Source organism: Mixta mediterraneensis (assembly GCF_030283135.1).
Lineage (GTDB): Bacteria > Pseudomonadota > Gammaproteobacteria > Enterobacterales > Enterobacteriaceae > Pantoea > Pantoea mediterraneensis.
In genome coordinates this window covers 24,282-36,960 of the sequence record NZ_JASUAZ010000037.1, presented here as the reverse complement: position 1 = coordinate 36,960, position 12,679 = coordinate 24,282, and the positions used below count along the sequence as shown (strand labels likewise).

General features: G+C 51.6%; 14 protein-coding genes and 1 pseudogene. 1 reads left to right on the top strand and 14 read right to left on the bottom strand.

Annotation, left to right across the window (positions count from 1 at the left end):
* Positions 1–342: 342 nt before the first annotated feature.
* From QRY16_RS17110 to QRY16_RS17060, 11 genes and pseudogenes are all read right to left on the bottom strand, one after another.
* Positions 343–3,009: pseudogene (locus QRY16_RS17110) on the bottom strand (phage tail tape measure protein); the annotation flags it as partial.
* A complete protein-coding gene (locus QRY16_RS17105) occupies positions 3,002–3,121 on the bottom strand; it encodes a GpE family phage tail protein (protein WP_048994105.1) in 120 nt (39 codons plus the stop codon). The gene QRY16_RS17105 and the pseudogene QRY16_RS17110, both read right to left, overlap by 8 nt.
* A 14-nt stretch (positions 3,122–3,135) precedes the next feature.
* Entirely contained in the window at positions 3,136–3,447 is a 312-nt protein-coding gene (locus tag QRY16_RS17100; protein WP_045330926.1) for a phage tail assembly protein, read from the bottom strand.
* Between the two features lie 367 nt (positions 3,448–3,814).
* Positions 3,815–4,087 carry an ogr/Delta-like zinc finger family protein gene (locus tag QRY16_RS17095; protein ID WP_118929376.1) on the bottom strand — a complete coding sequence of 91 codons (273 nt, stop codon included), beginning with the start codon at positions 4,085–4,087 and terminating at the stop codon, positions 3,815–3,817.
* A gap of 5 nt (positions 4,088–4,092) precedes the next feature.
* Entirely contained in the window at positions 4,093–4,644 is a 552-nt protein-coding gene (locus QRY16_RS17090; protein WP_181562274.1) for a phage polarity suppression protein, read from the bottom strand.
* A complete protein-coding gene (locus QRY16_RS17085) occupies positions 4,641–5,384 on the bottom strand; it encodes a phage polarity suppression protein (protein ID WP_289777443.1) in 744 nt (247 codons plus the stop codon). The genes QRY16_RS17090 and QRY16_RS17085 overlap by 4 nt, the downstream gene beginning before the upstream one ends.
* A gap of 401 nt (positions 5,385–5,785) precedes the next feature.
* A complete protein-coding gene (locus QRY16_RS17080) occupies positions 5,786–8,458 on the bottom strand; it encodes a TOPRIM and DUF927 domain-containing protein (protein WP_289777442.1) in 2,673 nt (890 codons plus the stop codon).
* Entirely contained in the window at positions 8,455–8,838 is a 384-nt protein-coding gene (locus QRY16_RS17075) for a DUF5375 family protein (RefSeq protein ID WP_001075583.1), read from the bottom strand. The genes QRY16_RS17080 and QRY16_RS17075 overlap by 4 nt, the downstream gene beginning before the upstream one ends.
* Entirely contained in the window at positions 8,835–9,119 is a 285-nt protein-coding gene (locus tag QRY16_RS17070; protein ID WP_289777445.1) for a hypothetical protein, read from the bottom strand. The genes QRY16_RS17075 and QRY16_RS17070 overlap by 4 nt, the downstream gene beginning before the upstream one ends.
* A 31-nt stretch (positions 9,120–9,150) precedes the next feature.
* Positions 9,151–9,510, bottom strand: coding sequence for a hypothetical protein (locus QRY16_RS17065; RefSeq protein WP_289777441.1), 360 nt, complete (start codon positions 9,508–9,510; stop codon positions 9,151–9,153).
* Positions 9,503–9,679 carry a host cell division inhibitor Icd-like protein gene (locus tag QRY16_RS17060; protein WP_001118612.1) on the bottom strand — a complete coding sequence of 59 codons (177 nt, stop codon included), beginning with the start codon at positions 9,677–9,679 and terminating at the stop codon, positions 9,503–9,505. Before QRY16_RS17060 ends, QRY16_RS17065 begins: the two co-directional genes overlap by 8 nt.
* Before the next feature lie 134 nt (positions 9,680–9,813).
* On the opposite strand from QRY16_RS17060, the gene QRY16_RS17055 reads away from it, so the two are divergent.
* Entirely contained in the window at positions 9,814–9,987 is a 174-nt protein-coding gene (locus QRY16_RS17055) for a hypothetical protein (protein WP_162837907.1), read from the top strand.
* Between the two features lie 49 nt (positions 9,988–10,036).
* Here the strand turns inward: QRY16_RS17055 and QRY16_RS17050 are convergent, their stop codons facing one another.
* The 3 genes from QRY16_RS17050 to QRY16_RS17040 form a co-directional block, all read right to left on the bottom strand.
* A complete protein-coding gene (locus QRY16_RS17050) occupies positions 10,037–10,249 on the bottom strand; it encodes a helix-turn-helix transcriptional regulator (RefSeq protein WP_000153152.1) in 213 nt (70 codons plus the stop codon).
* 113 nt (positions 10,250–10,362) lie between these two features.
* Positions 10,363–11,304, bottom strand: coding sequence for a hypothetical protein (locus tag QRY16_RS17045; protein ID WP_045330942.1), 942 nt, complete (start codon positions 11,302–11,304; stop codon positions 10,363–10,365).
* Positions 11,304–12,593 (bottom strand): tyrosine-type recombinase/integrase, encoded by a 1,290-nt coding sequence (locus QRY16_RS17040; protein ID WP_289777440.1) that lies wholly within the window; start codon positions 12,591–12,593, stop codon positions 11,304–11,306. The genes QRY16_RS17045 and QRY16_RS17040 overlap by 1 nt, the downstream gene beginning before the upstream one ends.
* Between the last annotated feature and the right edge of the window lie 86 nt (positions 12,594–12,679).

The following is a 12,679-nucleotide window of genomic DNA, read 5'->3' as shown; positions in this document are numbered from 1 at the left end:
CATTATACAATGCTGCTCGCAAACCAGCGTCAATCCTGACTTGAGGGGGTATAACCCTGAATGTATTTTAGGTATACCAAATGTGATAAAAACACGAACAAAGCCAGCGTTCATGCTGGCTTGCCCGTGTATACACGCATTCTGTTATAAATCGTATCCTCCCTGATCGCTGTAGTTGCTTCGGGCGCGGGATGCCAGTTGCCGCTGTTTCGCTTCAATGCGTTTCATCACTTCATCAGCAAGGTCTGCGGAGCTTTGGCCTGGTAATTGATGAATATGAATCTCGACTTTCCCTATAGAAGAACTCTGGACAGGTGCAACAACCGGAGGCGATGGCGGCTTTTTATACTCCGATTTTGGCAGACTGTACGGATGCATTGGCTTTGCTTCTGCAGGCACAGATGCGACACCCATAACGCCAGCGACGACTGTAGCCAGAAGCATCTGACGCGCAGGCAACCCACCACCTGAAAAACCAGTATTATTTTTCAGGATATTAGCCGGGTTCATCGACGCTGCGAGCTGTGCCAGCTCAGCAGTACGTCTCCGGCTGGTTACTTTTGCCGGACCGTTCACTATCTCAGGCCCGTTCTCTCCCACAATGCCAAACTGACCGCGAGGAATAACGCCTCCACTGTCATACATCCCGGCGAACGGAACCGAAGCAGGCGCACTGCCAGACACCTGTAATTGCGCTTTACCCGTTATTTTATTGTTTCCCGTCATCCAGTCGGGCAGATAATCGGTGACGGAGGAAAGTTTGTTTTTGAGTGCCTCCCATCTGGCATTAATTCCATTGAGAATACTGTCAATAATGGCGCTGCCCATGTCCTGAAATTTAGCAGGAAGCGCGGCAACATCAGCCAGGATCGAATTCCATTTATCGCTGATTGATTGCCTGATACCGGCCCATGCCTCAGTAACGCCAGATTTTATTGCATCCCAATTTTTAGCGATTAATCCCGGCAGGGTATAATTAAAGAACAGCGATTTAATTCCTTCCCACGCAGTGCTGGCCTTTTCTTTGATCCAGTCCCATGCCGCACCTGTGGCATTACATACGGCATCCCACATGGCTTTAAACTTTGGTCCCAGCGTATCCCAGTTCCGCCAGATATAAACAGCACCAGCGGCGATCAGCCCAATGACCGCCAGTATAGGGTTTGCAAACATCAAACGGCCCAGCCATAACACGGAGCTGCCCACTGCTCTGACTGCATTACCAATAAGGCCAAATGCAGATGAAAATTTCAGCCCCAGCACGCCTGCACTCATTCGCACAACTGCCATCGGCCCCAGCACAGAAGCCAGTGCAAGCGAGGCAACCCCTGCACCAGTGGCAACAACCGCAAATCCTGCCGCCAGTTTAAACAGCGCAGAAGTCAGTTGCGGGTGTCGCTTGACAAAACCATCCAGACGTGACGCCAGCTCCCCCAGCCAGTCAGCCAGTTTCTTTAATGCCGGGGCAACTGTTTCACCAATGCTTGCCATAGCATTGGTGAAGGAGCCGGTAGCGGCTTCCCATTTATTGCCCAGGGTATTCAGGGAGGCATCGACGCGTTCCCGCAGTGAAGCCTGATTTTCAAGTTTGGCGGCAGTTTCACGATAGCCATTAATACCTTTTTCAATCATGGTGTTAAGGACTTTCATGACTTCCGCATCATTACCGAACAGATCCTTAATCGTTGCCATCCGGGTTTCATCGTTGAGCTTATTAAGCTTTTCCAGCTGGGCGTACATATTTTCCAGCCCGCCGAATCCACCTTTACCATTGGAAAAATTGAAGTTGATGCCGGTGCCTTTCAGATCGTCGTTGACTGACTTAATATTTTTTGAATCCAGCGCTGCCTGGAAAATTTTTCGGTAAGCATTACCTGCGGACTCACCAGCCATCCCACTCTGATCAGCCATCACCAGCAACGGAGCAAAAGTTTTAGCTGCTTCAATACCCTTTTGATTAATAATGCTCATGGCGCTGCTGATATTAGAAAATCCCTGCAGCATATTCCCGGAGTCAACACCGGCATAAAAACCCTTCTGGATCAGATCCATCAGGCTCATCATGTCTTTTTCTGAGGTCTGTGTTGCATCCTGCAGTTTTGCGGCAAACTCAGCCGCAGCAGTGGGAGCCATCTGCAACTGCACCCCCAGATAAGCCGCCGATTCCCCCAGCCCGCCAAGAATGACCTGTGCTGACATACCCTGACGACGCAGCATTGTCATCATGTTCTGGAAATCTGCAGTGGTTCCCGGCAGCCTGTCTCCAAGCGCTACCGCCAGCTGGTTAATTTTCTCAAATTCAGGTGCGACCTTTCCACCCGGCCCCATCATTGAACCGGCGAGCTGATTAGCGGCATTTTCAGATTCAGAATAGGCTTTCACCGGCGCAAGCAACGTCATACCTGTTGCCATGCCCGCAGCCACAGCACCGGCTCCATTTCCGGCAAGTTTATTCCTCAGATCATAGGTTTTATCTGCTCTTGCCCGGATCGCATTCAGCTTTTGCTGGCGTTCTCCTGCTGCCCGCAGGCGGCGCTCCTGCTCTGCCAGTTGCCGGTTGTATCGCTCAGTTTCGCGGGTGATACGCGAGGTTTCCCGCGCTCCGCCGCCTGCAGACAGCCCCAGCCGGTAGAGTTCGGCTCTGGCTGCCGCCATCTGCCGGGTTTCCTGCTGCTGCTTTTGCTCCAGAGTCGATACAGCACGCCACTGCGCTTCAAGCGCCTGTGTTTGCTTTTTGGTTGGTGACTCCAGTGACGACATTTCGCGCGTTAACATCTGCGCCCGCAGCCTCGTCTGGTCCAGTTCTGCGCTGGTCCGGCTGAGACTTTGGGTGAGATTATCAAAGGACTGCAGACGGGCACCGGCGTCAGTCAGATTTTTAATCTGCTCACGGGTTTGTCGAATTGCAGAAGCCAGCTCTTTAGAGCCAGCCTGGGCATTTTTGAAGGGGCGGGTCATTTTATCCACCGCCCCCAGAACGACCTGCAGACGCAGGTTATTATTACTCATCGCTGACTCCGCTTCTCACGATCGCTTTATGCCGCCATTCCAGAACCTCAGTCAGCGGCATGACGTCAGTGATGGACGGCGACCAGTGAAAGATGGTGGCAATATCGGCCACCAAATCATCAACCGTCAGGCTGGCAGGGAACCCGACAACACCGATTTCGGCAGCAAAAAAGCCACAACCTCCAGCGCCAGCGCTGAAAGATCGGCAGGGTCCAGCTCCGCCATCTCTTGCTGGGTCAGCGCCGGAGTCGAGATACGCGGGATCACCGTCATCATCGCGGTAACGTCCATCTCCATAATCGCGTGCAGGCGGAGGCCTCTCAGCGCCCCGGACTGTGGTTTACGCAACACGATTTCAGTAATGGCTGTGTCACCACGTTTAACTGGCGTATCCAGAACAACGGTGGTTTCATTTTTAGCGGTAACAGTTTCGCTCATAATACGATCCTCAATGGCTGTCAATGTGCTGGCAGTGTATCGTGTTCAGCACAACCATTCGGGGTTGGGGTATTGTTCCGCTGACCATACAACTGCAGCGGCGGACAACCAGCCAGATAACGTACTTTCCCCCCTCAGCGCGCGCAGCCCCGCCCGCCTGCCCGCTTCGCTTAACAGACTGGTTTTCATGCACCCCGTAAATCGCCTCAGAAGCCGCCACACAAGGGCTTTTACGTCAAAAATGGTGCATGAGACTCATGCGTTTTCATGCGCCATAGACATGCACTCATGCGCCCTCAGGCCCGCCAGGGAAAAGGCGTAAAAAATCCCGGTACTGGACCGGGATTATGTGGGCGTTTTTTGTTAATCAGACCGGGATTTGCTGACGGCTTGACAGCTTTGACGCGGAGCCATAGCGATTGAGCGTTTGCTGTTGTTTTTCCGGCATTTGTGCCTTGTCTGATTCCTGTTCATTGCGCCGGGGCTTCATAATTATCGTATCCACACTCTCCAGTGCCGTAAACGTGCAGGAACATTCCAGATTCTGACACTGATACCATGAGCGTTTAACCGACGGCGCTTCATAGGCGGCGGTTCTGGCATGTGCAACCGTGCCGCATTCGGGACATTTAAGTGCCATTAATATCACTCCTGTATATCGTTAATGTCATTCAGGCGTTGCTGAAAGCGAAGATGTTGTGCCGGGGTATAAGAACGCTGACAATCACGGCTCATCAGGGGGTCTGGCATCACACCAGATTCATCCAGAATCTCACGATAATCCCCGGCAATTTCAGGCGGGGTGATTGCCAGCTGGTGAGCCAGGGCACTGCGTAACATACGGGACGCAACTTCCAGCCCTCCGCGCCCCTTAAGAAACGGAGCCAGCGCAGATGTCAGAGCCGCTCCGTTCGCCTGCATAAAATTGCTGAGAGCGTCTTCTGTGCAGGCTTCCATCAGTAAATGCTGCGAGTAAATACACTCACGCGCAGCACAGTTAATTTGCCATTTCAGCACATCCAGACGTTCCCGCTGTAATTGGAGCTGTCGGGCATAATCTGCTGGTTTTTCCGTGGCAGTGAGGAGAGATTCTATCTGTTGTTCAACGGCTTTTCGGCTCTCACTATGTCCGGCCCACAGAATACGGGCATTTCGAAAAATGGTAAGCGCCTGGGCGGGAGTGGCTCGGGTCGTCATACTGATTTCTCCTTCTCAGCCCGTTCCTGACGAACCTTCATTTTATGAATGGCTGCCGGAGAGGGTTGATTACTGAAATCCAGACGGGCCGCATAATCCGGCGCAACGCCCGCCAGTTTAAACACAGGGTCCTGTTCCGGCATCGCAGCGTTAGTAAGAGCCGGTTTGGTGATATGTTTGTGAATAAACTCTTTCAGCAGTGTGTCCGGATCATTAACTGAATGCACCACACCGACAACTGCGCTGGCTTCCCGGCCCATTGTGGATTTGAGCAGGCTCAGCGTCTGGATTAGCGCCTTACCATGCGCCTGCATAAAATCTTCCCAGATTTGTTTTGCGCGAATACTCACAAGGGTGTCGTGCGCGTGGATATACTTTCCGGCTAATTCCGCAGCCTCCTGCGGCAAAAGTGCATTTTCGCATTCCTGAGCCGCCAGCAGTTCGTCAAAATCCTCAAGCGTTTCGCGTCCCAGCGCAATTTCCGTGCGCAGCTTTTTCATTTCCTTTGAGACAACGCCCTGACTTTCACGAAACAGCGTGCGCCACTCCTCATTCAGTGCGTTCGTCGTGGCTTCCATTTCAGCCCGGCGCTGGCGGATAGTTGCAATATTATCCGCTGACGCTTTCTGCCGACGACGTGCTTCAAGCCATGCGCTTCTGGCTGTGTTCAGGGTTTCCAGCGCCCGCTGCGTGACAGCCGGAAAAGTGGAAAGGTTGTTATTCTCTGCAGTGTTGTTCATGACTTCTCCTGTCGGGTTGGTTCGTTACGTCAATTGTGTCGTGGCTGACACAAGCGCACTATCGGTGCTCAGTGTGTGGTAGCTGGCACAACGGGCGTTTGCGGTTATTCAGACGTGGCTATGAAAGCCAGCCAGATAAAAATGCCTCTGCTTCAGCCTGCTTTATGTCCCCGATGCGGTGGAACAGGTGGAACAGGTGTTACGGCCTTGTTTTGTAATGCATTTACAGGTACAGCACAGGTGGAACATCACGGGTAACAAGGTGGAACAGCGGATCGGGCTGGCGTTCCACCTGTTCCACCTCACTATTTCAGAAGGTGGAACAGTTTCAGCCCTTGTAAAACACGGTTGTTCCACCTGTTACACTTGTTACCCTTAATAAATAAAACTCACGCAAAGCCTTAACCCGGAACCTCGCTGTTGAAGACATAGAGCCTGCGGGGATTCATCTCTGGCGGGCGAATGTTTGTCTGCAGCTTGCCATCGGTGGAGGGCAGCAGATATCCACGATCCGCGCACAGACGTGCCACCTTGCGCGGGTCAAATCCCCGGCAGATTTCTTTCCAGCCGGACGGCATGACGTAGAACGTGGTGACGGCTTCCGTGCCCTGCGCGGTACTGCCTTTCTCCACCCTGCGCCAGCCCACCATATTGCCGGGGCGGTTACGCTCGTCGTGCCAGTCAGCAAAGCGGCTGTACTGATTCGCGGTAAAGAAGCTGCGTACCTGCTCCAGTGCGGCAATATCTTCCTGATTGGCGGTGTGCCCGCGATCTTTCAGCCATGCGTTCAGGCAGACGCGGGTTGCCCGCAGCGCTTCACCCTCAGGCCAGCCGGTGATACCCAGCCGGGTTGCCAGCTCGCCCGCCATCGCCACCAGTGCAAAGCGGTTCACAGCCCGGCCCACCTGATTGCCCGCATCTTTCGGGGTCAGGGCGGCGGTATATTCCTTCATCAGTGACTTTGCCTGTGCCGTCAGCCCGTTAAGGTCAGCGGTCAGGGCTTTCAGCCACTCCCTGAACGGCGAACCGTAGTAGCTGGACGTGGCCCACTCCAGATGTTCCGCCAGAGCTTTGCCGCTGTCGAAGCCGTGCAGCTCCTCAAATACGCCAAACTTCCCGGAATCGCTGGGGATCTGGATCATCCTGACTTCCATCCCGGCAAAGGTACGCTCCCCGGCTTTTGCCGCATGTTCAGTCAGTGACAGCTCGCCGGTTGAAAAGAACAGCAGCCGCCACTGCTTACGGGTGCGCAGCTCACCGTCCGTACCGGCACGGCCCTTGCCCTGACCGTTTGCCAGCATGTAGGCGATATTGCCAGCCTCGCGTCCGTCCACCTCCCGGATCTCATCGAGCATCATGGCGGCATCGTTGCGGCGGCTGGCGCATCCCTCCAGCGCGTTGCCGGTTGCCCGCCACGTCTGCCAGTAGTCAGGCCCGCCGCAGACGGAGGTTGCCGCTTTCATGGTGGTGGTCTTACCGTCCGTCGATTCCCCCTTGAGGTGGTAGCCGCCGCCGTCCATACCAACCAGCCGTAACAGGGGGGCAGCAAAAGCCAGACTGACGGCAAACGCTACGCGGGAGTTGCCGGTGCAGTAGCGGGATACGTGCTCCCGCCATTCCTCCGTTGTGCCCGACACGCGGAAATCACGCCCCTGCACGGAAGTGGTCTGGAGAATGACACTTTCCGCACCTTCACCGCTGACCTCATCCTGCAGGACGTAAACCTGACCATGCCACCCGGTACGGCTGACGCAGGTCACGCGGCGTTCCGGTTTACACAGCGAGATATATTCCATCAGGCGGGCGCGGGCCTCACCGGTGGTGCTGATATAGGACAGCCCGTTAACCAGCAGCACCCGGCGCAGCTCCTCACCGCTGCCGCTCAGCATTTCCATCGGCATCGCCCAGCGGCGGCGCTCACCCCACGTATCTTCCCACTCCAGCAGTCGTCCGAAGTTACCGCCATCGGCATCGCAGGTGATTGCCGTCACGCGCAGCGGGTTGCATATTTTGACGTTCTGGATCTCCGTCTCACCGTTGCGCTGTACCTGTTTTTCATACCAGAGATATTCCTGGGTAAGACGGAACCCGTGCGGCAGCTGCGTGCGGCCCTCCCCGCACAGCACCAGACCGTTACGAAAGGCTTCACGGGCACGGGTTATACCGTGCTCACGATGGAAGTCATTCCAGTCGGCCTTAATCTCTCCCGGTGGCAGCGTCATCCAGCCGCCAACGGCTTTTGCCGCACGTTCAGCAAAGGATCTGCCGGGATTCTCGCCCCCGTCCTGAAAATCGTTATCACCGGCGATGATAATTTTTACCTCAGGCCAGCGTGCCCGCAGCGCCTGTGCGACGTTGGGCAGGTTGCCCGCAGATATGGCAGCCACTACGTACCCGGCGGTGAGCTGACTTACCGTCAGCGCCGTGGCGTAACCTTCGGTAATCACCACCTGTACTGGCGGTTCAGACGGTAACGGGCTGAGCGCCACAAACGCGCCTTTCATCGTGCTGCCGGGCAGTATGCTTTTTTCACCCGTCGGGGCGATAAGCTGCGCACCGGTCACGGCTCCGGCGTTGGTTGTGAGTGGTAACAGCAGGGAACCGGCAGGAAAATCCTTACCGCTGATATGCTGCACGCTCCCGGTCAGGGAGGCCGGGTATCCGGCAAACCCTTTTCCGGTCAGATAGGGGCTTTCTCCCGTGTGGCTCTCTTTCATCAGCGCCGCCACGGTAAGGCTCATGTCGCGTTTAGGGGCTTTTTGCCTGGCGGGCTTAACGGGCAGTTCCTGCACATCCGGCACATTAAGCACCTGCGCCACCTCCTGCGCGGCCTTTCTGACGCCGTAACCGGTCATGAGCTTAACCAGATCCAGACCGTCACCATTGCCGCACTGGCTGCAAATCCACGTCCCGCGCCCGTCAAGGTCATCAAGGCGAAAACGATCCTTGCCCCCACATTTCGGGCAGGGTCCGTGCCTGCCGTTTTCAGGTACATCAATACGCAGCATCTGCAGAATAACGGGCCATTTCCCCCGCGCGGCGGCTGAAATCTGCGTAACCTTCTGTGTTGTCATACTTCCCCCTGATACAGCGCCACACCCGTGCTGCAGAAGTCATCAAAGGCCGCCGGAAGCGTGCGGTACAGCTCCGCCATCACTTCACAGCCGCGCACGGTCAGTACCGGCGGCGCGGTCAGCAGTGACGGCTCCAGCATGTCAGTCAGCAGTGCCAGCGCGGCAGCGGCTCCCTGTGCTTCGCCGTACTCATTAATCAGTGCGCATTCGATATGCAGCGCAATGGCCATTTCAATACGCTCAACCGTCAGGCTGTGCGGACCATACTGATCGCTGCCGGTTTCGTTCAGCGTTTTCTGCCGCCATGCCGAAGCAATCGCCCGCCGGTACAGCGCGGTGGTCATTTCTGCCGGGAAAATGGAAACCTGCGGCTGGTTCATCTGGCACCTCCTTCAATCAGTGCGCAGCTGTGCGCCATATCCGTCAAATCTGCCCGCAGGTACTCCATCAGCGCGGCGACGCCCGGCGCACAGCCTGTATCGAGCGCTCCGACCTGAGACGGGTATTCAGAAAAGAGAAGCTGGAGCAGGTCGCAGGCATTTCTTGCGCGGGTCAGCTTTCCGAAACCGTCCTCTGACAATCCATAGGCAAAAGCACCGGTATTGTGTTTTTCAGGCAAAGTGTGGCCCTGAGCACCGTTGTGCCCGTTTGAAATATTCATCATGGATTACTCCGTTTTCAGCAGTGTTTTGTCAGAGAAACTTTGAATAGTGACTGTCGTCAGGTTCAGCAGAACGCCGTATGCTGCGCTCCCGCCAGCGGCTAAATACCACAGACGGATGCAGCGTTAGCGGGCCGGAGCCACTACCGCCTGCCGGAGCTGGCGAAGGTTTAAAGAGCGGAGCATCAAACAGGCGCGTATACCGCTGTTCAAACCATGCAAGAGGGCAGGAAGAAAGCTGGTTGTCGCTGTCATGACGTATCAGCACTTCACAGCTGAATTCAGGGTTAACCAGCGCCACGGAGGGAGACGCTTCAATTAATCGGATGATTGTGACGGTCCAGCCACGTTCATGCTGCCAGCGTTCGCCGGGTTGCGGATAATTACGCATGTTCACCTCCACAGGGAATGCGGCCGGCAAAGCTCAGCACATAGTCCGGGGCAAGTCTGCGCCGCGCTGACCGCTCGTTATCTGCGGTGATCCTTAACATCACAGGACGGGCATTGCGTTGACTGCGGTTGATCGCCGCAAATAACCAGGTACACTTCTGTTTAGCCATCTTCGTTTCCTCATACAGCGGATTGGTCAGATGCCCGATTTGTGTTCCAGCACAGTTCGGGCATTGTTTTTTTGTAGCTTTGATGTTTATAATGGTAATTACCATGTAGGTTAATATAGGGTTTGGTCATCACCATGTCAACACCAAAAGAAAAACGTTCTCCTCCTTTCCAGATGCGTCTTACAGATGAGTTCCGCCAACAGCTTGAAGAAGAAATGCGCAAAGATGGAGATTCAGCTCTTGCATCTTGGATCAAGCGAATTTTGCGTAAAGAGCTACTAAATCGTGGCATCGATCCAAAGAATTGATTAATTGATGGGGGAGAATTTTTTCTCCCCAACTTAGTTAAGATTTTCATTATATTCCCTTTATTCCCGCTGACTGAGCCTTAACCCACTGCCTAATTTCTTGTGCATCGTAAATTGTTACTCTCTCGGTTAATCGAGTCGCCTGGGGAAAACCGGGTTTATTTTTGGTCCAGCGCCAGAGAGTTACTGAACTGATGTTGAGAAAATCAGCAGTATGTTTAGCTCTGGCATTGCCTGACAAGGGGTAATTTTTGATAGTCATATGAATCACCTGCAATCCTACTTAACGTAATGAAACGAACGGATGCAGGCTACTTTTAGATGTGCAGCAATGCGCGGAGTTTTTGAAAACTCGTCAGAATTATCAAAAATTATCTACCTTTTACCTGCCCTTTGAAGCCAGTCATCTAAAGTATCATCAGTGATTTCAGGTAGTTCCATTTCGGGGCCTGCTTTTCTGCTCAGATGATCTTTTATTTGAGTAATAGATGAAAATCTCATCATTTCTTCCGTTACTCCCAAAGCATTCATTAGGGATGCTATATAGGTTGATTGCTTCGCTGTAGTTCTGACTTTCGGCGTTTCAGTTGTTTGATATGAGGTTAATGTTCTTGTATCTTTATCCTTGCTTATTACAGGCATGTGTGTGCCAGATAAAGCATGTTTATTTATATATTCAATATAGTAACCAGTAATTTGAAGCTGATAGTGTTTGTCGTTTATATCAGGAGCGTGCTCGCAAAGATACTGTAAGTATTTAATATCACCCTCTACGCAGTTCTTTAATTTCCCAGAAAATTGATTATTTATCAAAATTGGAGAAATGAGTTGAAACCTTTCCCCTTCTGATTTAAATTCGGGATTTTCTTCACTAAATAAAGAAAGTTCAATTGAATCCATTAATCCCGTATTTATTGCAGATAAAATGTTTCCATCTACAGGCCATATTCCATTAAGGTATGTTTGTACCAAATAATGTTCTTCGGTTTCGACTAAATGAAATTTTTCAGGTATGTAAAAATAACCTGACTTAAATTTATCTGAGAAAATGTATGGTATGCCATTTGCAGATGGCAGAGCTTCAAGATTGAGAGTTTCAACTTGCTCTAAAATATTACCATCGGATTTTAAGAATGGAATGTAGAAATAATATATTTTTTGAAAATTTAAGCAGAGGTTAATTTTTCCTGTATAACACCAGTGGAATATATCATCAATTTCACAATCGAGTATTTTTGCCGCTCTTGATATAGAGCAATATTCTAATGGGGCTAAGCCGTTACGTTTCCAAATGTTTTTTTCGTTATGTTTGCTCATTATTTTACCACCTTAAGCGTTGCCAATGGTTTTTCACTAATTTCATAGGGCGCAATATAACTTTCACAATTGCTGATTATATAATGTGACCACCATTGCATCATTCTACGGCGTTCTTGCATGTGTTGTGCCAGGTGAACATAAGCCGCTCGTACTTCATTTCGTTCTTGATGGCTCATTTGCCGTTCAACTGCATCCCTAGACCATAATCCTGATTCTGTCAGGGCTGAGCACGCCATTGCTCTAAATCCATGAAGGCAAATGTCCGCCTGTGTGTCGTACCCCATAATCCTCAATGACTTATTAACTGTGTTCTCACTCATCGGCTTGTAAGGGTTACTATCTCCGGGGAAAATAAGCTCATACTCACCACTTATTTTTTTAATGGCTTCGAGAACATCAATAGCTTCATTAGATAATGGAACATAATGAATACTACCCATTTTTGCCCCACGCTCTGAATATTTTACCCCCTCAATTCTTTTTCTTTGAGCAGGAATAGTCCACATTGCAGTTTCAAAATTAATTTCCTCCCATCTTGCGTGTCTCAGTTCACTAGAGCGAACAAAAGTATGAAGGGAAAATAATACCGCCAACTTAGTTAACGGTCTCCCTGTATAGCTATCAATTTTTGATATTAACTCTGGTAATCGTTCTAGTGGAAGTGCAGGGCGATGCTTTATTTTGGGGCTGGAAATTGCTCCTCGTAGATCATGGGTAGGGTTGTATTCAACAATTCCACGCTGAATAGCGTACCGGAAAACACTTGCAAGAGTAGTTTTCACTCTTCCTGTTGTCGCTCCAATTCCCTGATCACTCATCCTCACCAATAACGGCAACAGATCACTTGTTTTTAATGAATCGATGGGTTTATTTCCGATAAATGGGAAAATATGATTTTCCATTTCTCTTAAAATTTTAATGCGAGTAATCTCTTTCCATGAGGGATGGCCTATAGAGCCTTTATGCCACTCTAAAGCGATTGTCTGGAATGTAGCCGATGTGGGTTCTGTTGGCGCTGCTTTTTTAGATACTCTGGGGTCAACACCGTCGGCTAAAAGTTGCCTTGCTTCATCTCTGCGCTTACGGGCAAGTGCCAGCGAAACGTCTGGGAAAACGCCCAAAGCCAGCGTAGCTTGTTTGCCGTTAAATCTGTAGTTCATTCGCCATGCCTTGGTCCCGTTCTTTTTAACTAAAAGATACAGGCTGCCCCCATCCGTCAGTTTGTAGTCTGTTTCTTTGGGTTTAGCGTTTTCAACTTTCTTAGGTGATAGCTCATTTAGTGCCATGGAGGGTAATCTTTGTTGTCAGTTGATGGTATCGGCTTATCGAACCGTGAGTACCATCAACGATACCATCAGAATCATGTAATGTC

Coding starts and splice junctions, on each gene's coding strand:
- QRY16_RS17055 (WP_162837907.1), top strand. CDS start 9,814: ATGTCAACACCAAAAGAAAAACGTTCTCCTCCTTTCCAGATGCGTCTT.
- QRY16_RS17065 (WP_289777441.1), bottom strand. CDS start 9,510: ATGCGTAATTATCCGCAACCCGGCGAACGCTGGCAGCATGAACGTGGC.
- QRY16_RS17045 (WP_045330942.1), bottom strand. CDS start 11,304: ATGAGCAAACATAACGAAAAAAACATTTGGAAACGTAACGGCTTAGCC.
- QRY16_RS17040 (WP_289777440.1), bottom strand. CDS start 12,593: ATGGCACTAAATGAGCTATCACCTAAGAAAGTTGAAAACGCTAAACCC.
- QRY16_RS17080 (WP_289777442.1), bottom strand. CDS start 8,458: ATGACAACACAGAAGGTTACGCAGATTTCAGCCGCCGCGCGGGGGAAA.
- QRY16_RS17100 (WP_045330926.1), bottom strand. CDS start 3,447: ATGAGCGAAACTGTTACCGCTAAAAATGAAACCACCGTTGTTCTGGAT.
- QRY16_RS17060 (WP_001118612.1), bottom strand. CDS start 9,679: ATGGCTAAACAGAAGTGTACCTGGTTATTTGCGGCGATCAACCGCAGT.
- QRY16_RS17075 (WP_001075583.1), bottom strand. CDS start 8,838: ATGAACCAGCCGCAGGTTTCCATTTTCCCGGCAGAAATGACCACCGCG.
- QRY16_RS17070 (WP_289777445.1), bottom strand. CDS start 9,119: ATGAATATTTCAAACGGGCACAACGGTGCTCAGGGCCACACTTTGCCT.
- QRY16_RS17095 (WP_118929376.1), bottom strand. CDS start 4,087: ATGGCACTTAAATGTCCCGAATGCGGCACGGTTGCACATGCCAGAACC.
- QRY16_RS17085 (WP_289777443.1), bottom strand. CDS start 5,384: ATGAACAACACTGCAGAGAATAACAACCTTTCCACTTTTCCGGCTGTC.
- QRY16_RS17050 (WP_000153152.1), bottom strand. CDS start 10,249: ATGACTATCAAAAATTACCCCTTGTCAGGCAATGCCAGAGCTAAACAT.
- QRY16_RS17090 (WP_181562274.1), bottom strand. CDS start 4,644: ATGACGACCCGAGCCACTCCCGCCCAGGCGCTTACCATTTTTCGAAAT.